The following is a 20541-nucleotide window of genomic DNA, read 5'->3' on the forward strand; positions in this document are numbered from 1 at the left end:
CGTGCATGCACGTTGATCGGCACATTGTTAATTTGCGGCTCAATCATTCGCCATAAGGACTCAACTTATGCTGTTTAACTTCAGCTCATCTCATGCATCTCCACGCGCAGAACTGACATCAATTGATAATGCAGTTCCAATGATTATTTTTAAGCCCGACGGCACAGTAAAACACGCGAATACATTATTTTTACAGGCAATGGGATATCAGCAAAATGAGGTTGTGGGTAAACATCATAAATTATTTTGTGACCCACATTATGCGCGAAGTGATGCTTATCGCCGCCACTGGCAATTACTCAATGAAGGGCGACCTATTACCGATAATATTAAGCGCATTCGTAAAGATGGCAGCATTATCTGGCTACAGGGGACCTATACACCGGTACTTGATAGTCAAGGCCGAGTTGTGGAAATAATTAAGATTGCGAGTGATGTAACTGAGCGAGTTTTGCAATCTCAGGAACATCAAAGTTTACTGGCTGCTTTAAATCGCTCTATGGGGATGATTACCTTTACACCGCAGGGCATTATTTTGGATGCCAATGATAATTTGCTTAAGGTGATTGGCTATTCATTGGCAGAGATTCAGCATAAACCCCATCATATCTTGTGTACTCCTGAATTTGCTCACTCGGATGAATATCGTCAGCATTGGCAGCGATTAGCACGAGGTGAGTTTGTTATCGGGCGTTTTGAGCGAGTCAATAGCCGTGGTGAGCGGGTATGGCTGGAGGCGAGTTATAACCCGATTATGGATAATGATGGGCAGATACTGAAAGTAGTAAAGATTGCTCAAGATATTACACAGTTGATGTTGCAGTAAGAACATGAGGAAAACCTGATCCGCGATGTGCACCATTTGTCATTAACCACCGATCGTTCCGCATCTCAGGGCGCTGAAATTGTTCAGCAGGCGGTGCGTGGTATGCAAGAGGTCGAATCTGTCGCTCGTGAAACATCGGATGTTGTCAGTGAGTTAGGCCGCTGCTCGAAAGAGATAGGCACCATTGTAGAAGCTATTCGTAAAATCTCTTCGCAAACTAACTTACTGGCGATCAATGCTTCTATTGAAGCTGCCCACGCCGGTGAACATGGTAAAGGTTTTTCAGTGGTAGCGAGTGAAGTCCGGATGCTGGCAGAGAGGTCTCGCAAGGCAGCGACAGAAATCGAACATATGACAAAGACGATTCAAAACGGTGTTATGGCGGCCATTAAGGGCATGGATGTTTGCGTCGAACATGCCGGTGGCGGAGTGACACTGACACAAGATGCCGGTGAGGTGATCAATCAGGTCAATATCGGTATGCAGGATGTTGTGAAGTTGATGGCCGCATTTGCTCAAGTAAAGAATCGGCAAAGTATGCCAGGCTAGGTTTAAGATAGCGCAAGATAAAAAACGGGCAGGTATCGGTGAGATACCCGCCCGTTGTGATTTGATACCTGTAGCGCATTAAGATACGTGTTGCAGGAATTCCCGTAAACGCTCACTGGGTGGATGAGAAATCAAGCTATCAGGATCACCATCTTGTGCCACGCGGCCTTTATCAATAAAGATCAGGCGCGACGCCACTTTTTGGGCGAAACCGACCTCATGAGTCACAATCACCATGGTCATGCCTTCTTCGGCCAAGTCTTTCATTACCGTCAGGACTTCATGGCGCAATTCAGGGTCCAGTGCAGATGTTGGCTCATCAAACAGCATCAGTTTCGGTTTTACCGCCAATGCACGGGCGATAGCCACACGCTGTTGTTGACCGCCCGACAGTTCCGCCGGGTAATGATGAGCGCGCTCTTCTAAACCCACCTTGGTCAATAACTCCATCGCGAGCTTATTGGCAGCTTCTTTTGATGCCTTACGTACACGGATCGGGCCAAATGCCACATTTTCCAGCGCCGTCAGGTGCGGGAACAGGTAAAACTGCTGGAACACCATGCCAGCTTCCTGACGAATTAAGCGTTCATCGACTTTAGGGTCATTGACATCCAGACCGTCGACAATCAGTTGACCACTGGTAATCACTTCCAGCTTATTGATACAACGCAGCAAGGTCGATTTACCTGAACCGGAAGGACCAATAATGACCACCACTTCTCCCTTGGTGATATTCAGATTGATGTCGTGGAGCACCTGGGTTTTACCAAAGTGTTTGGAGACGTTTTTAAATTCAATCATATGATTTTCAGTTTTCTTTCTAACCGGCGCAGAACGAAGCTCAGAGCCAAGGTAATTATCAGGTAGATCACCGCCACCGCACTCCATATCTCCATGGCGCGGAAGTTGCCGGCAATAATTTCCTGACCCTGACGAGTCAGTTCGGCTACGCCAATCACAATAAACAGTGAAGTGTCTTTGATGCTAACGATCCATTGGTTACCTAATGGCGGCAACATACGACGCAAGGCCAATGGCGCAATCACATAACGCAAGGTATCACGTTTGGATAAACCCAACGCCAGTCCGGCTTCACGGAACCCATTATGAATGGATAGCACGGCACCACGGGTGATTTCCGCGATATAGGCACCAGAGTTAATAATGATCGTCACAACGGCTGCTGAGAAGGGGTCAATGCGCACAGGCATCATCATCGGCAATGCAAAGTAGATGAACATCACCTGCACCACAATTGGCGTGCCACGGATAAGTTCAATAAAAACTAATGCGATATTTCTACTCAGCCAACCGCCATAGGCGCGGGCAAAACCGGCTATAACCCCAATAATCAGGCCGCCAAGCAACCCCAGGACCGAAATCCATAGGGTTAACTTGGCGCCTTCAAGCAGGATTGGGATGGCGGGCCAAATAGCGCTCCATTCAAACTGCATGGATATTCTCCTGGTCTAAAAACGGCAAAAATAAATTACTTAGGTTCTACGCCGAACCATTTTTTATAGATTGCAGCGTAAGTGCCGTCTTCTTTCAGGGATTTCAGAGCAGCGTTAACTTTTTCACGCAAGTCACTGCCTTGTGGGAATGCGACACCATACTGCTGGGCTTTAATGGAGTCACCTACAGCTTTGAACTGGCCATTACCGGCGGTTTTGATGAAGTAAAGGATATTGGGTGTGTCATGCAATACAGCATCAGCACGGCCAGTACCTAACTCCAGATAGGCATTATCAATATTTGGGAATTGGCGCAGGTCTTTGGTTTTGATATTGGCTTTCGCGTAATCAACAGAACCCGTACCACTTTTCACTGCCAGCACTTTCCCCGCCAGATCAGCTTCGCCTTTAATGTCATTGTTATCTGCTTTGACCATCACCAGTAAGCCGCTGTTGTAATAACCATCGGAGAAATCAACGGCTTTTTTGCGCTCGTCAGTAATGGTGATACCGGCCAGTGCCAGATCCACGTTTTTGGTTTGCAGCGCAGGAATGATGCCACTGAAATCCATTGGTTTCAGGGTATATTTCAGATCCAGTTTTTTCGCGATGGCATCCCATAAATCGATATCAAAACCGACATATTTATCCCCTTGTTTGAACTCAAAAGGAACGAAAGCGGTGTCTGTTGCAACAATCAGTTCTTTCTCTGCGGCGTGGGAGCTAACGGCAAAGGCCAGCGTGAGTGCGGCCAATGAAACTTTGACAAGTGACTTCATAAGTGGGAGTTCCTTTGTGCTTTTGTGGATATACCTTGGGTTGTTGAGATTGCAGTGAGCTGCAATGCCAATCGCTTGAGGCATGGAGATCCATTTTTATATTTCAGGATGCAATATGAAAAGATCGTGCCAGAAATGCAAGTTATTTAAAAACAAAGAGATTTCTTAAATTAATTTGCAGGTAAATACTTAGCTGACACTCATTGCACCAATATGACCCACCAAAATGGTGCGTTACTGTCATTTTGGTGCAACTTATCGATTATTTACTTATTATTAACTCGGTAGTCAATAATAAACAATCGGTAATCAACATTAATGTAACAATATTGTTAACTGTATCGGATTTTTGCTTGAAAAGGGTGCAGTGAGGGGAGTTGAAAACTATCTAAGTTGGCTATCTTTACTGCCACGACGATTATAGCCAGCATGGGTTGCTTGGTGTTTATCTAATTCATTTTGGCAGGTCAGACAATATTTAACACCGGCCAGTGCCTTGCGTCGTGCTTCAGGAATAGCGTGCCCACACTCCAGACAATATAATTCACTCTCACCTTTACCAAGAGCTTGTCGGGCGCGTTTGACTGCGTCTTCTAAGGTCGAGTCAATTTGATCTTGTACTGCGCCGTCGCCAGCCCATCCACTTGCCATATGACCTCCATGAACAGAGCCGGATAATCACCGGCCCTGTATCGTATCCTACAATTTAAAATCTACTGAGCTATAGGATGATAATTACTCAATATTTGCTTCGATAAACCACAAGAATTTATCCAGATCACGAGATGCGGCGGTAAACATATCTGCCGTATCTTCATCTTTAACTTCTGAAATTGCTTTACGGATGAAGTTCGCGACCACCCCATAACGATCCGCCAACTCTTTCAGGTGCTCTTGCACACTGTGGATATTGGTTGGATAGCTCTTCAATGGTGTTTCTTGAGTTACGAGTTGTGCAGTACCTAACGCAACGCCACCTAACTGTACGGCACGCTCAGCGAAGGTATCCAAGTGATCATTAATGGCAGTGCGGAAGCCATCCAACATTTCATGGACAGCAATAAAGTTGGCACCACGCATATTCCAATGTGCTTGTTTGGTGATAAGTGACAGATCGATGAACTGAATAACCATGTCATTTAAGTACTTAATGGTTATTTCTTTAGTATGTTCATCAACATCATTGCGTGTGTAGATGAGTTCGGAAGATTTTGCTTTTACCAGTTTTGCTGTACTCATAATAGGTATCCCTTTATTGAGTTGATTGCCAATTTCTTCACCGCAATAAGTATAACAAGAATATTTAACTTTGTGGTTTAGATAGTGCCTATCAATTAAATAGCTTATTAGCAAGAGTGTTTTAAAATGTAATTGAGTGTTTCCTATTTAAAATAGATTTTTTGCTTTTATGGCGTCTAATCGATAATGACTATGGCTGTGATTTATATATATTTTATTATTTAAATGGTTTTGAATGGTATTTTATACTGAAGATGAAATGAAGCTGTGGTTAATTAATAACTTGCGTGGCTCAGTTTCGGTGATTAATAACATGAAAAATAAATAGTTTCTACTCTGGACTATTTCATTGCTATTTTATCAATATGTTATGCCGATTAATTTAACCGGCATTGATAAGAGGGTTATTGTGGCATGTGGGCAACAATGAATAAGCGTGGGAATGCGAGTAAGCGTTGCCCATCAACTTGTTGTGGATAGGCGGTATCGATGAGAGCCAGATAATCTTGCAAGAAATCTACTCGCAGAGCTTCAGAAAGTGGCTCGAGGAAGGGGCGTAAACCGGTAGCACGTAGCCAGTCAATAATCGCTTGTGCTGAAGGCATTGGGTGGTGATAGGTGGTACGCCAAATATCTACCCGTTCGGCATGTGGAGCCAACAAATCGTAATATTGATTGGCCGTGAGCACTTTTGTTCGGATAACCCCTGCTTCTTGTAAGGTTTGTTGCCATGGGCCATTTTCTGCCACTTCCCGCATGGCTCTGTGGCTGGGTTCATCCAGATTATCAGGCATCTGAACCGCAAGGACACCGCCGGGTGCCAGCTTGGTCAATAAATCAGGAAAAAGTTGCTGGTGGTCAGTGATCCACTGTAATGAGGCATTGGCATAAATAAGGTCTTGTGGCTCAGAAGGCTGCCACTGGCGGATATCTGTTTCGAGAAAGGCGCAATCAGGCAAGCGCTGCTGCGCGCTGAGTAACATACTTGCTGAATTATCAATTCCAACAAGTTGGCTGTGGGGAAAACGCTGTTGCAATAACTGAGTGGAGTTGCCCGGCCCACACCCTAAGTCACTGATCCGTTTTGGGGCTGCTAGCGTAATATGCGCGAGCAGATCATTGGCAGGGCGGGTGCGTTCCGCTTCAAATTGGCGGTATAAATCAGGATCCCAGTCTTGCATGAATAACCTCCAAGAGAGTAACAGTGGAGTGATTTGGGTAGTAAAAACCGCCATCACTCTTTAACGTAAGTCCTACAACTTCAAGCCTTACAAAAACAAAGAACAACAGTATCTTACAGATTTTGTAATGCGCCACTGAATAAGACCGCCCCAGTTGGCTGACCAGTAGGAGATCCGCCGTGCGGCTCCAGACTGATTGCCAGCAATGAATTTGCGCTTAACTGATTTTCAGCCAGTGTCAGTTGGGTTGGCCCATGGGTATTTAGCAAGCCCAGTGAGTGAGGTTTTTCACCGGCGGGAATACTCCATAATTCAAGGCTGTTGCTATCACTGACTGCAACTGGATTGAGTGGTGTTAGCGTTAAACTGCGAGTCGATTTTTCAAGGCTGACAACCCATTGGCCATGTTGTTGGCTATTAGACAACACTGCTACAGGTATTGCCGTGGGGGGGGTTACCAGTAGTCGCGGTATCACTAATATAGCAGCAAGAGCGGCGGCGACCGCCCAACCAGCATAAGACCAACGATTTCGCTTAATATGGCGCACATTAATGGCTGGTAACTGTAGCTCCAGCCGTTTCCAAACACGCTCAGGCGGCTCTAACGGGGCTAGCTGATTATCCAATTGAGTAAACAAGCTTTGCCAACTGGCAACATCTGCTGCCAGCCGGGGATCACGGCGGACTCTTCGTTCAAAACGCACCCGGGCCAGTCCGCGCAAGGTTCCCAGCGCATACTCTGCAGCCAGTGCTGAGTCATATTCGCGTCTGTTTTTCATAAGCCTACACAGTCCTTCAGGTGGTCCAGTGCACGACGTATCCAGCTTTTTATCGTACCAAGTGGTTGCTGTAAATGAATTGAGATTTCCCCATGAGAAAGCCCTTGATAATAAGCCAGCATAATACTTTGCCGTTGCTCTACTGATAGGTGCGCCAGGCAATTGGCTAATTGTTGAGCTTCACTATCTTGCTGCAATTGCGCCAACGGTGTCAGGGTGTCATCGGGCAGTGCAGCAGTTTCTTCATCGTCCAATGTTTGCAGGCGATTATCACTACCCCGCATCAAATCGATAGCTCGGTTACGTACGATATGCGTTAGCCACGTCAGCGGTGCACTGAGTTGCGCATTATAATTTCCTGCTCGGTGCCAAACGGTGAGAAAGCTGTCGTGTAAAACTTCTTCTGCTCGGGCAGGATTACGGAGCATGCGTAGCGCGACTGCGAATAATCGGGGGGAGGTGAGTCGATAAAGCTTTTCAAAAGCGGACTGATCGCCTTGAGCTATGGCATTTATCAGTCCGATCTGTTGTTCCAGCGAACATTCATTCATGTGCCAATCCCTAAAAAATCCGTCAGGTGCAGTGAGACACTGCACCCAGTATAGACGGGTTTTATTTAGGCATCAGGACAGTATCGATAACATCGATCACACCATTTTTCTGTTGTACATCATAGGTACTGATGTTGGCGACATTCCCTTTCGCATCTTTGATCTGAATATTGTGCGGACCATTATTCATAAACCATAGTGGTTGACCGTTAACAGTTTTCAGTTCAGCAGTGCCCCCACCGGCTTTAATTTTACTTGCTAACTGCTTCATATCGTACTTCCCGGCCACCACGTGATACGTCAGGATCTGGGTGAGCATGGCTTTATTTTCTGGTTTGACCAGATTTTCAACCGTACCTGCTGGCAATTTTGCAAACGCGGCGTCAGTGGGTGCGAACACGGTAAAGGGACCCTGGCCTTGTAGTGTGTCAACCAACCCAGCGGCCTTAACTGCTGCAACCAAAGTGGTATGGTCTTTCGAGTTCACCGCATTCTCAATAATATTCTTGCTCGGAAACATTGAAGCGCCACCCACCATGACAGTGTCGGACATCATGGCGGCCATTGAAACACTGCTGAACACTAAAGAAGCACAGATAGCGGTACGAATAAGCGTTTTCATAATGTATTCCTTTTAGGATGGTTGAGGTGAAGTCTTGCCTCACATCTACCTATACGAATCAGCTTGGTGTTTTGGATGCAAAAAAATTAAAAAATAATAAAGAAAAAACGCCAACCCTTGAAATTACTGGGTTGGCGAGAATGCTGGTAGGCATCAGAAAGGCTATTAGTGCGAGTTTGGGACGAGTACCCGATGCATAACATAGGCATCAACGTAACCCAGTTCGCGATGGTTAAATGCGTTTGGTAATGTGGCAATGATGTCGAAACCTAACTTTTGCCATAGAGCAACGGCCAGAGTATTGGTGCTGACAACAAAGTTAAACTGCATTGCCCGGTAGCCGAGAGTTGTTGCCTGTTCAATGCAATGAATCCCTAAGGCTTTGCCAATCCCCAAGCCGCGAGCTTGCCCGTCAACCATAAACGATGCATTAGCAACATGAGAACCGAGGCCGCGTTGGTTATCGATTAATTTATACATGCCAACAATATGTTGTTCATGCAGCGCGACGAAACAGCGCACCCCGGGGCCAAACCAGTAATCATAAGCATCTTGCTCAGAGGTATCAGGAGTGAAGACATAAGTATCCCCACGGCTGATGACTGCCTGAAATAGCGGCCATATTTGGGCAAAATCTGCGGGCGTCGCCATTCTGATTTCCATGTATAGCTCCTTTTTTAGGCAATTTGGTCAATTTGGGGCTTGGGTTTGATCGTTAACGTTGCACCAATCGATGCACTGATAATGGATGCCAAAGCCAACCATTGAATCAATGTTAGATGTTCATTTAAGAATACCAGCCCCGAAATTGCCGCTAATGCAGGTTCCAAACTCATCAGCGTACCGAATGTACGGGTTGGAAGGCGGGTGAGGGCGACCATCTCAAGTGAGTAGGGCAACGCGGTGGACAAAATAGCCACCGCTAAGGCAACCGGTAAAATTGCGGGGTCAAACAGTGCCAAACCGTTATAAGCCACCCCTATTGGACAGAAAACCAGTGCCGCAATCAGAGAGCCAACTGCAACGGTTCCTGGCCCATGATCTCCCCCGGCTTTTTGCCCTGAAACGATATACAGTGCCCAGCAAGCCCCCGCACCTAGCGCATAAGCCGCACCAAACAAATCTATCGTGCCAATATTATTCCCTAAGGGTAATAGGAACCACAAACCAAGTATGGCTAATCCGACCCAGATGAAATCAACGGGGCGGCGTGAAGATAGCATAGCCACCGCCAGAGGTCCGGTAAACTCCAGTGCGACGGCAATCCCTAATGGCACCGTTTTTAATGACAGATAAAACAGAAAATTCATGCCACCCAACGTCACCCCATAAATAAACAAGGGTAAACGACTGCCCGCTTCAAATCGCATTCGCCACGGTTTAAAGATGATAAACAGTATTAATGTGCCAATACCAAGGCGCAGCGACGTTATTCCCTGTGCTCCGACGACGGGAAACAGGCTTTTTGCAAGCGATGCGCCACTCTGTATTGAGATCATAGCGATTATCAGCAAGAAAATCGGAAGCAGTGGCAGTGAATGTTTGGATGAAGGAGACAAAGACATCCTGTTGAGCCTCGAAGAAAAGTATTAGATATCCATGTCTGCCAGTGTAAATGAAATGTCAGCGAAGTGTTTGAAAATAACCAAGAACTAAAGAAAAGACGTCGCCCAGAAAATTAAAGATAAATAATTTTCTGACTTGCTGTTTTTTAACGCTATTTTTGACGTTAATTTGAGCATGAAAATTAAGAATAGTCTGGAATGCCTTTTGGTGATGGATGTCACAAAATAGAGTGGTATAGTGAAAAATCGTAAGCGTATTAGCAAGATGGAAGATGCTTGAAATTCTTTGTTACACCAAATAAATAGTTAGACAATCATTACCAGGCAGAGTTTCTAACTGTTTATTGTTATAATTTCATGGTGTTTTTGTTTCATCTAAAATTTTGCGTCTTTCGAGGTGGTTATGAATAAAATTGCATGTCTTTCAGCTGTAGCAGCTTGTGTATTAGCAGTGACCGCAGGTTCCGCTTTTGCAGGTCAAAGCACTGTTTCTGGTGGTTATGCCCAGAGCGATTACCAAGGTGTTGCTAACAAATCTTCAGGTTTCAACCTGAAATACCGTTACGAGTGGAGTGATTCTCAACTGGGGTACATCACCTCTTTCACTCACACTGAAAAAAGCAGCTTCGGTGACAGCGCGTCTGTTTACAACAAAGCACAATACAATGCCATCACCGGTGGTCCAGCTTACCGCATCAACGATTGGGCTAGCATCTATGGCCTGGTAGGTGTGGGTTACGGTCGTTTCACTCAGAACTTCCCAACTTCTGCGGGCGACAAAAACAGCACCAGCGATTACGGTTTCACTTACGGCGCAGGTATGCAGTTTAACCCAATGCAAAATGTTGCTCTGGATGTTTCTTACGAACAGAGCCGTATCCGCAACGTTGATGTGGGTACTTGGGTTGCTGGCGTAGGTTACACTTTCTAAGCAATTGCTTAGGACTATCAGCATTCATCTTTTATCGTGACATGCTGTGCTTGAAAAATCCGCTTTCGGGCGGATTTTTTTCGTCTGTACCCTACATCGGTATCAATCAGTGATGCTGGGAGTGGCCGTATTTGACGGGATGAAAACTATTTGACCGTATTGGCGGCATCAGCAATCAAATCGATGATTTGTTGTGGATGTGAAATATGTGATGCGTGGCTAGAGAGTAACTCAATCACCTTTTGTGCTTGAATTCGTTCGGCAAATCCACGTTGTGTTTCGGCTGGTAACATTCTGTCTTCGGTTGAAACTTGATACCAGCAGGGTTTGACGCGCCAGGCTGGTTGGGCTGACTTATCAGTAAAAGTGCGGGCGGCTAAAGGTTTTTGTGATAACGCCATAACCAAGGCTTCGTTTTCATCGATATCTTGGCACATGTGCTCATGGAATTTGTCGGAATCAATCCACAAAAAACCGTTATCATCAGGGCGAATGTAAGCTGTCCCGGCAGGGGGGGCACGTAAAGCTAATAGGCTAGATAAACTTTCACCAGCATCAGGGGCAAATGCGGCAAGATAAACCATCCCTACCACATTTTGCAGGTGCCCGACCTGTGTAATCACCATTCCGCCATAAGAGTGACCGACTAATAATGTCGGGCCATACAATGCAGTGGTGAGTTTGATCGTGCGTTCTACATCATCGGCTAATGATGTAAGCGGATTCTGGATAGCAATAACTCGGTGTCCCATTGCATGTAAGGCGGGAATAATATGTCGCCATTGTGAGCCATCAGCCCATGCTCCATGTACTAATAGAATATTAAGTTTTGCCACCATATTTCCCCCTGAACGGGTATTATCGTCAGTCGTGCATAATATCTTTATGCAGATACGGTATTCTTGATGAATAACAATTTCTGGTCATTTACTGTTCTTAATTACAAGTTTTAATGACTGATGTATGTTATTAAAATTAATCAACTCTGTTATTAGAATTAAAGTATAAGCTTCCGGAGATGAATGGCTTTAAGATAAATACTAAAAAAGGCTATTCAATTAATCTATTAATGTGATATTTAACGATATAAAATCCCTAATAACAAAATAGAGGCTATTTTAAATAAGTAAAAACAAGAGATTAACCTGATTTTATCTCTTGATATTACCACGTAATTTACTGGTAAAAATGGAATAATATGACACACTACTCATAGCTTTGATTGATTGTCACTGTGTTTATCGTGATTGACGTATCAAGCTGAATAAAAACAATTGGTCAATATAAAACAATAAGTTGCCCTAAAATAGGTTGTAATCATGACAATACTCAGTGAACAGGTAGCTCCTATACTGCATGATACCAAACTAGAACAGCAAATTTTACGCCGCTCGATTTTTTGTACCTTGTTTATTGCCATTATGGGCATCGTTTTCGGTATTGTGTGTGGCTCAATGTCGATTATTTTTGATGGTATGTTTTCTGCGTTAGATGCTGGGATGTGCAGTTTATCTTTATTGGTATCTCGATTACTGGGTCAACCCAATAGCCGGCGTTTTCAATATGGTTTCTGGCATGTCGAACCTTTAGTTTTGGCCTTTAATGGCAGTCTACTGGCTTTCCTTTGTCTGTATGCTTTTGTTAATGCTATTAAAGGGATTATCGATGGAGGGCGGGAGCTGGAGCTTGGCTGGGCAATTGTTTATGCGCTGGTCGTCAGTGTTTTCTGTTTTACTATCTTCTTAAAACAACGCCGCTTAAATAAACGAGTGAAGTCTGAATTAATTGCATTGGATACCAAAAGCTGGCTGATGTCAGCTTGTATTAGCTCTGCTTTATTAGTGGCCTTTTTGCTTTCCTGGAGCATGGAAGGCACGCGCTATGAACATTTGATTGTTTATACTGACCCTAGCGTGTTAGCACTGTTAACATTGGTCTTGATTCCAGTTCCAATAAAAACAGTCATTGCCGCTGTTCGTGAAGTATTACAGATGACACCCGATACACTGGATGCATCGATGGAAAGCTTAATGGACAGACTAATGGCTAAGTACCAGTTTGTTGATTATTCACACTACGCCACCCGTATTGGTCGGGGATTATTTGTCGAAATTCATGTGGTTATTCCACCAGAGATGGAAAATAGCGGAGTCTCTTATTTTGACCAAATACGTGATGAAATCTCCCATGCGATTGGCGAGTCAGGGCCACATCGTTGGTTAACCATTTCCTTTACCCGCAATGCGAAGTGGTTATAGTAAAAAGTCATGGGCCAGATGAATGTACATTAACTCACCGGGATAATGAAAAAGATGATGACGAAACGCCAAGTAAAACTTAACCCGATTGATGCCCCACCAAGATTGACTTCAGTTGCTAAAGTAGCGCTTAGTGATGACACTATTGCTGCACGTAAAGCTAAAATTATCAGTAATATGGCTTACGCTAATATTGATTACTTACTTATTTATGCTGATAAAGAGCATGGTGGTAATTTCGAGTATTTGGCCGGATTTATTCCGCGGTTTGAAGAGGCCGCCATGGTTGTGCATGCTTCAGGCGAAATCTATTTATTGCTCGGTAATGAGAATTTAAAGCTGTCACAATATGCCCGAGTGAAAAATACCGCGATCCATGTTCCTTATTTTTCGCTGCCTAATCAGCCGATGGACACCACTAAAACCATGGCGGAATTACTGGCTGAAACCGGAATACGACAGGCAAAAAATGTCGGAGTGGTGGGGTGGAAATTGTTCACCAGCAAGTTAGAAGATAATAGCCAGCTATTTGATGTCCCCTATTTTCTTCTCGATGCTATCAAGAAGTCTGTTTCATCGGCAGCGTCGGTAACGAATGCGACAAATCTATTTATTGGCAGTGATGTGGCGGCTAGGGCGACAAACAGTGCTAATGAATTAGCTCATTATGAATATGGCGCTAATTTGGCATCAAATTGCGTTCTCAGTGCATTAGCCGCAGTAGATATTGGCATAACAGAAAAACAACTTGGCAGTTATCTGACAGATGAAGGGCAACCGAACACCGTTGTGATAATTGCTGCCACGGGTGATCGTTTTGAACAGGCTAATCTGTATCCGGGCGATAAAACGGTAACGCTAGGTGATAAAATATCATTGACCACGGGCTTTAAAGGCGGCTTAAGTAGCCGAACCGGTTATGCCGTCCATCATGCAGATGAGCTACCAAAAGCGCAAAGAGATTACCTTGATAAGGTTGCTATTCCTTATTACTCCACGGTAGTGGCTTGGCTGGAAAGCATTCGAATCGGAATGCCCGGCAAAGAGATGTATGCGCTAGTGGAAACTATTTTCCCTAAAGAGCAATACCACTGGTCATTAAATCCAGGTCATTTGACTGCGGATGAAGAGTGGCTTTGTTCGCCGATTTATTCTGGTTCAGAAGAGAAAATTCGCAGTGGGATGCTATTCCAAATTGATATTATCCCTTCGGTAAAAGGCTATGCAGGAGTTAGCGCAGAGGACTGTATTGCTTTGGCTGACAAACCGTTACGTGATGAACTGGCTACCCGTTATCCAGATGTTTGGCACAGAATACAAAAACGTCGCGATTATCTCAGTGAGACACTGAATATCCATCTAAGTGAAGAAGTATTGCCAATGTCGAATACGGTGGGTTATCTGCGGCCTTTCTTGTTGAATAAAGGCGGTGCATTGCAATGCAGCAATAAAGTGCCTAACTGACACATACCATCTGAGCTTTATTGAGAAGGGGCTATTTGGCCCTTTTTCTGGTGATAGGCCTTGCTGTAGCCGCCGCTCATTCCCCGATTTATCTTCCTGTTGAGATTTCATGCAAACTGGAGGCGATACTCTTGCCATCTTGTGGCATAATGCGCGCCGAATCACATTTTCTAGTATTCTTGAATATCCCTATTCAGTAATCCAATCGAGAGCGAGCTCTGTGCTAAGTACTAACAATATCACCATGCAATTCGGCAGCAAGCCGCTGTTTGAAAACATTTCAGTAAAATTCGGCGGCGGTAATCGCTATGGCCTGATCGGCGCTAATGGCTGTGGTAAATCCACATTCATGAAAATCCTCGGTGGTGATCTGGTGCCAAGCGGCGGTAACGTTTTCCTGGATCCAAACGAGCGTCTGGGTAAATTACGTCAGGATCAATTCGCCTTTGAAAACAACACAGTGCTGGACACCGTCATTATGGGGCACGGCGAACTGTGGGAAGTAAAAGAAGAGCGCGACCGCATTTACGCCCTCGCTGAGATGAGCGAAGAAGATGGCTATAAAGTCGCTGATCTGGAAGTGGCCTACGGTGAAATGGATGGTTACAGCGCAGAAGCCCGTGCCGGTGAATTGCTACTTGGTGTTGGTATTCCTGTTGAACAGCATTACGGCCTGATGAGCGAAATTGCTCCCGGCTGGAAACTGCGTGTGTTGCTGGCGCAGGCCCTGTTCTCAGACCCAGAAATTCTGTTACTCGATGAACCAACCAACAACTTGGATATCGATACTATCCGTTGGTTGGAACAAGTTCTGAACGAACGTAGCAGCACCATGATCATTATTTCCCATGACCGTCACTTCCTAAACATGGTTTGTACGCACATGGCAGATCTGGATTACGGCGAATTACGCGTTTATCCGGGTAACTATGACGAATATATGACGGCGGCGACGCAAGCCCGCGAGCGTCTACTCTCTGATAACGCTAAGAAGAAAGCTCAGATCTCTGAACTGCAATCATTTGTTAGCCGTTTTAGTGCCAACGCCTCTAAATCCAAGCAGGCCACATCACGTGCTCGTCAGATTGATAAAATTCAACTTGATGAAGTAAAAGCGTCCAGCCGCCAGAACCCGTTTATCCGCTTTGATCAGGATAAAAAGCTGTTCCGTAATGCGCTAGAAGTTGAAATGTTGACCAAAGGTTTTGATAACGGTCCACTGTTTAAGAACCTGAATTTGCGCTTGGAAGTGGGTGAGAAAGTGGCAATCCTTGGGCCAAATGGTATCGGTAAATCGACTTTACTGAAAACATTAGTCGGGGATTATGAGGCTGATGCAGGTACGGTTAAATGGTCAGAAAATAGCAAAATTGGCTACTACGCACAGGATCATGCCAGCGATTTTGAAATCGACCTGACTGTATTTGACTGGATGAGTCAGTGGAAGCAAGAAAAAGACGACGAGCAGGCTGTGCGCAGTGTGTTAGGCCGTTTGTTGTTTAGCCAAGACGACATCAAGAAGAAAGTTAAGGTGCTGTCTGGTGGTGAAAAAGGACGGATGCTGTTTGGTAAGTTGATGATGCAGCGCCCTAACATTTTGATCATGGATGAACCAACCAACCACTTGGATATGGAATCCATCGAATCTCTGAACATGGCATTGGAAATGTACGAAGGTACGTTAATTTTCGTCTCCCATGACCGTGAGTTCGTTAGCTCCCTGGCGACCCGAGTGATTGAAATGACACCGAAAAAACTGATCGACTTTACCGGTAACTACGAAGATTATCTGCGTAGCCAAGGTATTCAGTCCTGATTATTTGATTGAGTGTTAATAAGAAAGCTGATGCATCGCATCAGCTTTTTTTATTTTAATGATTAGACGATGGTCTCACTCTGCCTTACTGCACACTTCGCAGTTGGCATCTTTTGCCAGTTTCATACTACGAAACTCGGCCGTCATGGCATCATACATGAGTATGCGACCTGATATTACCTGACCGTAATCAGCCAGCAGCTTAATGGCTTCCATGGCCTGTAAATTACCAATAACCCCTACCAATGGGGCCATGACACCAGCCTCAACACAGGTCAGGGCGTTATCGCCAAACAATCGACTCAAACAGCGATAGCAGGGCTGATTCTCCTGATAAGTAAAGACACTCACTTGCCCCTCCATGCGGATTGCTGCGCCAGACACCAGTGGTTTATGCTGCAAATAACATAGACGATTAAGCTGCTCACGGCTGGCGACGTTATCTGTGCAATCCAGTACTAATTGATGTTCTGCAATAACAACAGAAAGTGACTCATCATCTAGTTGTGCATCAATAGGTTCCAGTTTTACATCAGGGTTCAGCTCTGACAGCGTCAGTGCCGCAGAGGTCACTTTAGGCATACCGATGCGGCTGTCACGGTGTAGAATTTGTCGTTGTAAGTTGGAAAGAGAAACCGTATCAAAATCCAGCAGTGTAAGATGGCCAATACCTGCCACGGCTAGATATTGTGCTGCTGCACATCCAAGGCCGCCCAACCCAACAATTAATACTTTGGCTGCGTTTAGTTTTTCCTGACCATCAAAATCAAAACCGCGCAGAATGATTTGCCGGTTATAGCGCAGGGTTTGTGCATCGGAAAGTTCCGGCAACATAGTAGCCTCTTAGCAATTAGTTGTTCAACAATCGACTAATTCAATAACCCGTTAAATAATTCGATCTCAACGGTTTCACCGACCGCCACCGAACCCCGCTCTCGTTCAAGGACGATAAAACAGTTGCCTTGACTAAATGAGCTGAAAACATGGGAACCTTGATGTCCGGTGGTACGAACTTCCAGTTCTCCGTGAGCATTAGTTGAAAAGATCCCACGTTGGAAATCTAAACGGCCCGGCGTTTTTTTCAGCGCCGTCGTCGTTTTTGCCTGTAAACGTAATGGTGGTTGCCATTGCGAATGCCCTGAAAGCTTGGCGATAAGCGGTTGCACCAATTGATAAAATGTCAGTACTGCCGAAACCGGATTACCCGGTAAGCCGCAGAACCAGGCATTTTTCAACTTGCCGAAAGCAAAAGGTTTACCGGGTTTTATGGCCAGTTTCCAGAAGCCAATATCTCCCAGCTCATCGAGCATTTGTTTAGTGTAATCGGCTTCACCGACTGAAACGCCACCACTGCTAATGACCAAATCTGCGGCGGCATCCGCTTTTTCAAATGCCTTACGTAATGCTTGCTGATCATCACGGATAACACCGAGATCAATAATTTGGCAGCCGAGTTGTTGCAGCATTAAGCGGACAGCAAAACGATTCGTATCATAAATCTGGCCTTCACCGAGTGGTTGTCCGACAGGTTGTAATTCGTCTCCTGTGGAAAAAATAGCCACTTTTAATGTGCGGAAAACATTAATCTCGGCAATACCTAATGAAGCCAATAACGGCAGTTGCGCTACGCCTAATCTAACACCAGCAGGAAAAACGGCAGCCCCTTGCTCGATGTCTTCGCCCGCTAGACGGATATTTTGCCCCGCACGCGGGTTGCCACTAAAGGTTACCCCTTGTTCACTCACCGTTGCTTGCTCTTGCATGATGACGGCATCGGCACCTTCAGGAATAGGTGCGCCGGTCATGATTCGCACACAAGTATTGACAGGCCATACATCTTTAAATGGCGCGCCTGCAAAAGCCTTACCCGCCACCGGTAATGGCATTGTGCTGCTAAGCTCATTGCAGCGAACAGCATAACCGTCCATGGCAGAATTGGCGAAAGGTGGTACGGCAATGGGTGATGTTATTGCACTGGCTGTGATACGGCCCGCAGCATCAGTGAGTGCGATGATTTCTGTCGCCTGTAAGGGCGTGACCTGTGACAGCATTTTAGTCAGTGCTTGTTCCAGAGAGAGTAAATCCGAGGTATTACAGTGATCCATGCTGAACTCCGTGGTCTGAGGGCATCGTTGCATATCATGGATGCAGAGATACCTATCAAATAAGAGCATCATTATGGCAGAGATTACCATGTGGGTGAATTGATGGGAGGCAAAGAGACCTCAGACTGTTACTGTCTTGGTCAGTAATATTCTTTTTATCGATACTTGCTTTTATTGGGTGAATAGGAGGGGACATGGACTATCAAAAAATTCTGAAATTCTGGTTTAGTGAGATGGATTCGGCTTTGTGGTTTAAAAAAGACGAGAATTTTGATGCCCATTTACGCCAGCATTTTGGCTCCATTTGGCAGGCTGCCTCAAAGGGGGAGCTAGCTCATTGGCGGCAGAGTATTGAAGGGCGTTTGGCTGAAATTCTAATATTAGATCAGTTTAGTCGAAATCTATTCCGTGATTTACCGGCCTCATTTTCCTGTGATGGAATGGCACTCGTGTTGGCTCAGGAGGCTGTGAATACCGGTCTGGCAGGGCAGTTATCCGATACTCAACGCGGGTTTCTCTATCTGCCTTTTATGCATTCCGAATCTGCATTAATTCACCAACAAGCGTTAGCACTCTATACGGAATTAGGTAACGAGATTCAGCTAGATTATGAATTGCGCCACAAAGCCATTATTGATCGTTTTGGTCGGTACCCACATCGTAACCTTATTCTTGGGCGGGTATCCAGCGCAGAAGAACAGGCTTTTCTGTTAGAACCGGGATCAGCATTTTAAGTCGCAGAGCTAAAATACAAAGGCCAAGACAACGCTATTCCGCCCTTTCTCTGTGGGCGGAAATATTCCTAATAACTTCGTTTCTCACAAATAAATATTAATCTTACACTCCACATTGCATATTTATTCGATTGCGATCACAGGAGAAATAAGGTTTTTCCTAAACTATTGTCTAGGATAGAACTTAGATTGAAACGATATTGTTACTAATATATAACAATACGACAATATATAAATGAGCCTTCAATGTTTGCATATTCTCAGCTCTCGGTTTATGCCGGCGTGGATGTCTCATAAGATGACGGATGCATCAAATATGGCAGACACAACATCAATAGAGATAGTATCGGCAGAAAATACAGCAATAGCAGCGCAATCAGCACGACTCACAGAGAAGGCGGATACTCGGCAGAGAGTTCGGGCTATTGTTGGTGCTTCTTCAGGCAATTTGGTTGAATGGTTCGATTTCTATATTTATTCTTTCTGTGCGCTCTACTTTGCGCCACTTTTCTTTCCTAGTGATAATCCTACGACACAATTAGTTCAAACTGCGGGGGTTTTTGCTGCGGGCTTTTTGATGCGACCAATTGGCGGCTGGTTATTTGGTTATATTGCTGATAAGCATGGGCGTAAGCTCTCAATGCTTATTTCGGTTTATATGATGTGTGCCGGTTCGCTGATGATTGCTTGCCTACCTACCTATGCCTCGATTGGAAGTTTGGCACCAATTTTACTATTGGTTGCACGTTTATTCCAAGGGCTATCAGTTGGCGGAGAATATGGCACTAGCGCAACTTATATGAGTGAGGTTGCAGTAAAAGGGCGTAAAGGTTTTTATGCTTCATTCCAGTATGTCACATTAATCGGTGGTCAATTACTGGCTTTACTGGTACTGGTTTTATTACAACAAACACTCTCATCCGAAGTGTTACATAGCTGGGGATGGCGTATTCCTTTCGTATTAGGTGCGCTGCTGGCAGTTGTTGCACTTTATTTACGCCGTTCATTGAATGAAACTTCAGATGAAAAGACGCGCAATAAGAAAGATGCCGGCAGTTTGAAAGGGCTGTGGAAAAACCGCCGTGCCTTTATTATGGTATTGGGCTTCACTGCGGGTGGTTCGCTTTCTTTTTATACTTACACCACCTATATGCAAAAGTATTTAGTTAATACTGCGGGCATGGATGTGAAAACTGCCAGTTTGGTGATGACTGCTGCTTTGTTTATTTTTATGATAATTCAACCTTTATTTGGTGCATTGTCTGACCGTATTAGTCGACGTACATCTATGCTCACTTTTGGGTTATTAGCTATGTTGCTGACGGTTCCAATTTTACATGCGCTAAAAGGTGTTACCAGCCCTTATATTGCCTTTATGTTAATTGTCACTGCTCTTATTATTGTCAGCTTTTATACCTCCATTGGCGGGTTGCTGAAAGCAGAAATGTTCCCGCCAGAAGTCCGGGCACTGGGGGTTGGTTTATCTTATGCTGTCGCAAATGCCATGTTTGGTGGCAGTGCCGAATATGTGGCGCTATCACTCAAGTCATTTGATATGGAGAGCAGCTTCTTTTGGTACGTCTCTGCAATGTGTTTCCTGACTTTCCTCGTCTCTTTACGTTTACATCGTAAAGGGCAAGAAGTTGATTTATAAATTAAATTATAAATACCTATAATAAAAAATTGAG

Annotated in this window: 20 protein-coding genes and 1 pseudogene; 7 read left to right on the forward strand and 14 right to left on the reverse strand. The window is 44.9% G+C overall.

Annotated elements, in window-relative coordinates; all coding sequences use genetic code 11:
- Positions 1-67 precede the first annotated feature (67 nt).
- Positions 68-1375: pseudogene (locus HUZ92_RS14840) on the forward strand (methyl-accepting chemotaxis protein).
- 78 nt (positions 1376-1453) lie between these two features.
- Here the strand turns inward: HUZ92_RS14840 and glnQ are convergent.
- From glnQ to rhtA, 11 genes are all read right to left on the reverse strand, one after another.
- Positions 1454-2176 carry a glutamine ABC transporter ATP-binding protein GlnQ gene (gene glnQ / locus HUZ92_RS14845; RefSeq protein ID WP_050098747.1) on the reverse strand — a complete coding sequence of 241 codons (723 nt, stop codon included), beginning with the start codon at positions 2174-2176 and terminating at the stop codon, positions 1454-1456.
- Positions 2173-2829, reverse strand: a complete 657-nt coding sequence (glnP, locus tag HUZ92_RS14850) for a glutamine ABC transporter permease GlnP (protein WP_004709093.1) — start codon at positions 2827-2829, stop codon at positions 2173-2175. The genes glnQ and glnP overlap by 4 nt, the downstream gene beginning before the upstream one ends.
- Positions 2830-2864: 35 nt before the next feature.
- Positions 2865-3608 (reverse strand): glutamine ABC transporter substrate-binding protein GlnH, encoded by a 744-nt coding sequence (glnH, locus tag HUZ92_RS14855; RefSeq protein ID WP_050098746.1) that lies wholly within the window; start codon positions 3606-3608, stop codon positions 2865-2867.
- A gap of 384 nt (positions 3609-3992) precedes the next feature.
- Positions 3993-4259: a DksA/TraR family C4-type zinc finger protein gene (locus HUZ92_RS14860; protein ID WP_145579896.1), complete on the reverse strand. Its 267-nt coding sequence runs from the start codon at positions 4257-4259 to the stop codon at positions 3993-3995.
- An 84-nt stretch (positions 4260-4343) separates the two neighbouring features.
- Positions 4344-4847, reverse strand: a complete 504-nt coding sequence (gene dps, locus HUZ92_RS14865; RefSeq protein WP_050098744.1) for a DNA starvation/stationary phase protection protein Dps — start codon at positions 4845-4847, stop codon at positions 4344-4346.
- Between the two features lie 404 nt (positions 4848-5251).
- A complete protein-coding gene (gene tam / locus HUZ92_RS14870) occupies positions 5252-6028 on the reverse strand; it encodes a trans-aconitate 2-methyltransferase (RefSeq protein ID WP_050098742.1) in 777 nt (258 codons plus the stop codon).
- 113 nt (positions 6029-6141) lie between these two features.
- Positions 6142-6807, reverse strand: coding sequence for an anti-sigma factor (locus HUZ92_RS14875; RefSeq protein ID WP_050098741.1), 666 nt, complete (start codon positions 6805-6807; stop codon positions 6142-6144).
- On the reverse strand, positions 6804-7358 hold the full coding sequence (locus HUZ92_RS14880; protein ID WP_050098740.1) for a sigma-70 family RNA polymerase sigma factor: 555 nt from the start codon (positions 7356-7358) through the stop codon (positions 6804-6806). Before HUZ92_RS14880 ends, HUZ92_RS14875 begins: the two co-directional genes overlap by 4 nt.
- A gap of 61 nt (positions 7359-7419) precedes the next feature.
- The gene (locus HUZ92_RS14885; protein WP_050098739.1) at positions 7420-7980 is read right to left on the reverse strand and encodes a fasciclin domain-containing protein; all 561 of its coding nucleotides are present in this window, start codon (positions 7978-7980) and stop codon (positions 7420-7422) included.
- A gap of 165 nt (positions 7981-8145) precedes the next feature.
- Positions 8146-8643 carry a GNAT family N-acetyltransferase gene (locus HUZ92_RS14890; RefSeq protein ID WP_050098736.1) on the reverse strand — a complete coding sequence of 166 codons (498 nt, stop codon included), beginning with the start codon at positions 8641-8643 and terminating at the stop codon, positions 8146-8148.
- A gap of 14 nt (positions 8644-8657) precedes the next feature.
- On the reverse strand, positions 8658-9545 hold the full coding sequence (gene rhtA, locus HUZ92_RS14895) for a threonine/homoserine exporter RhtA (RefSeq protein ID WP_050140999.1): 888 nt from the start codon (positions 9543-9545) through the stop codon (positions 8658-8660).
- 403 nt (positions 9546-9948) lie between these two features.
- On the opposite strand from rhtA, the gene ompX reads away from it, so the two are divergent.
- On the forward strand, positions 9949-10476 hold the full coding sequence (gene ompX, locus HUZ92_RS14900) for an outer membrane protein OmpX (RefSeq protein ID WP_050098731.1): 528 nt from the start codon (positions 9949-9951) through the stop codon (positions 10474-10476).
- Positions 10477-10622: 146 nt separating this feature from the next.
- Here the strand turns inward: ompX and HUZ92_RS14905 are convergent, their stop codons facing one another.
- Positions 10623-11315: an alpha/beta fold hydrolase gene (locus HUZ92_RS14905; protein ID WP_050098729.1), complete on the reverse strand. Its 693-nt coding sequence runs from the start codon at positions 11313-11315 to the stop codon at positions 10623-10625.
- Between the two features lie 480 nt (positions 11316-11795).
- On the opposite strand from HUZ92_RS14905, the gene HUZ92_RS14910 reads away from it, so the two are divergent.
- The 3 genes from HUZ92_RS14910 to HUZ92_RS14920 all read left to right on the forward strand — a co-directional run bounded on the left by HUZ92_RS14910 (position 11796) and on the right by HUZ92_RS14920 (position 16014).
- Positions 11796-12734 carry a cation diffusion facilitator family transporter gene (locus tag HUZ92_RS14910; protein ID WP_050098727.1) on the forward strand — a complete coding sequence of 313 codons (939 nt, stop codon included), beginning with the start codon at positions 11796-11798 and terminating at the stop codon, positions 12732-12734.
- Between the two features lie 45 nt (positions 12735-12779).
- Positions 12780-14198 carry a M24 family metallopeptidase gene (locus tag HUZ92_RS14915; RefSeq protein ID WP_174846858.1) on the forward strand — a complete coding sequence of 473 codons (1419 nt, stop codon included), beginning with the start codon at positions 12780-12782 and terminating at the stop codon, positions 14196-14198.
- A 220-nt stretch (positions 14199-14418) separates the two neighbouring features.
- Positions 14419-16014: an ABC-F family ATPase gene (locus tag HUZ92_RS14920; RefSeq protein WP_072087678.1), complete on the forward strand. Its 1596-nt coding sequence runs from the start codon at positions 14419-14421 to the stop codon at positions 16012-16014.
- A 75-nt stretch (positions 16015-16089) separates the two neighbouring features.
- Here HUZ92_RS14920 and moeB read toward each other — a convergent pair whose 3' ends face one another.
- Entirely contained in the window at positions 16090-16848 is a 759-nt protein-coding gene (gene moeB / locus HUZ92_RS14925; protein WP_174846859.1) for a molybdopterin-synthase adenylyltransferase MoeB, read from the reverse strand.
- 35 nt (positions 16849-16883) lie between these two features.
- Positions 16884-18119 carry a molybdopterin molybdotransferase MoeA gene (gene moeA / locus HUZ92_RS14930; protein WP_145579895.1) on the reverse strand — a complete coding sequence of 412 codons (1236 nt, stop codon included), beginning with the start codon at positions 18117-18119 and terminating at the stop codon, positions 16884-16886.
- Positions 18120-18313: 194 nt separating this feature from the next.
- Here moeA and HUZ92_RS14935 point away from each other — a divergent pair, with 194 nt between their 5' ends.
- Together HUZ92_RS14935 and HUZ92_RS14940 are read left to right on the forward strand one after the other, a co-directional pair.
- Positions 18314-18853: a DUF924 family protein gene (locus HUZ92_RS14935; protein WP_050140993.1), complete on the forward strand. Its 540-nt coding sequence runs from the start codon at positions 18314-18316 to the stop codon at positions 18851-18853.
- 316 nt (positions 18854-19169) lie between these two features.
- Positions 19170-20507 carry an MFS family transporter gene (locus HUZ92_RS14940; protein ID WP_050141041.1) on the forward strand — a complete coding sequence of 446 codons (1338 nt, stop codon included), beginning with the start codon at positions 19170-19172 and terminating at the stop codon, positions 20505-20507.
- The last annotated feature ends 34 nt before the right edge of the window (positions 20508-20541 follow it).

The organism is Yersinia vastinensis (assembly GCF_902726565.1).
Taxonomy (GTDB): domain Bacteria; phylum Pseudomonadota; class Gammaproteobacteria; order Enterobacterales; family Enterobacteriaceae; genus Yersinia; species Yersinia vastinensis.

Excerpts from the sequence above, each read along its gene's own strand:
- HUZ92_RS14860 (WP_145579896.1), bottom strand. The coding sequence starts at position 4,259 with ATGGCAAGTGGATGGGCTGGCGACGGCGCAGTACAAGATCAAATTGAC.
- glnQ (WP_050098747.1), bottom strand. The coding sequence starts at position 2,176 with ATGATTGAATTTAAAAACGTCTCCAAACACTTTGGTAAAACCCAGGTG.
- rhtA (WP_050140999.1), bottom strand. The coding sequence starts at position 9,545 with ATGTCTTTGTCTCCTTCATCCAAACATTCACTGCCACTGCTTCCGATT.
- moeA (WP_145579895.1), bottom strand. The coding sequence starts at position 18,119 with ATGGATCACTGTAATACCTCGGATTTACTCTCTCTGGAACAAGCACTG.
- HUZ92_RS14915 (WP_174846858.1), top strand. The coding sequence starts at position 12,780 with ATGAAAAAGATGATGACGAAACGCCAAGTAAAACTTAACCCGATTGAT.
- tam (WP_050098742.1), bottom strand. The coding sequence starts at position 6,028 with ATGCAAGACTGGGATCCTGATTTATACCGCCAATTTGAAGCGGAACGC.
- HUZ92_RS14935 (WP_050140993.1), top strand. The coding sequence starts at position 18,314 with ATGGACTATCAAAAAATTCTGAAATTCTGGTTTAGTGAGATGGATTCG.
- dps (WP_050098744.1), bottom strand. The coding sequence starts at position 4,847 with ATGAGTACAGCAAAACTGGTAAAAGCAAAATCTTCCGAACTCATCTAC.
- glnP (WP_004709093.1), bottom strand. The coding sequence starts at position 2,829 with ATGCAGTTTGAATGGAGCGCTATTTGGCCCGCCATCCCAATCCTGCTT.
- HUZ92_RS14880 (WP_050098740.1), bottom strand. The coding sequence starts at position 7,358 with ATGAATGAATGTTCGCTGGAACAACAGATCGGACTGATAAATGCCATA.
- HUZ92_RS14875 (WP_050098741.1), bottom strand. The coding sequence starts at position 6,807 with ATGAAAAACAGACGCGAATATGACTCAGCACTGGCTGCAGAGTATGCG.
- HUZ92_RS14910 (WP_050098727.1), top strand. The coding sequence starts at position 11,796 with ATGACAATACTCAGTGAACAGGTAGCTCCTATACTGCATGATACCAAA.
- glnH (WP_050098746.1), bottom strand. The coding sequence starts at position 3,608 with ATGAAGTCACTTGTCAAAGTTTCATTGGCCGCACTCACGCTGGCCTTT.
- HUZ92_RS14890 (WP_050098736.1), bottom strand. The coding sequence starts at position 8,643 with ATGGAAATCAGAATGGCGACGCCCGCAGATTTTGCCCAAATATGGCCG.
- HUZ92_RS14905 (WP_050098729.1), bottom strand. The coding sequence starts at position 11,315 with ATGGTGGCAAAACTTAATATTCTATTAGTACATGGAGCATGGGCTGAT.
- HUZ92_RS14940 (WP_050141041.1), top strand. The coding sequence starts at position 19,170 with ATGGCAGACACAACATCAATAGAGATAGTATCGGCAGAAAATACAGCA.
- moeB (WP_174846859.1), bottom strand. The coding sequence starts at position 16,848 with ATGTTGCCGGAACTTTCCGATGCACAAACCCTGCGCTATAACCGGCAA.
- HUZ92_RS14885 (WP_050098739.1), bottom strand. The coding sequence starts at position 7,980 with ATGAAAACGCTTATTCGTACCGCTATCTGTGCTTCTTTAGTGTTCAGC.
- ompX (WP_050098731.1), top strand. The coding sequence starts at position 9,949 with ATGAATAAAATTGCATGTCTTTCAGCTGTAGCAGCTTGTGTATTAGCA.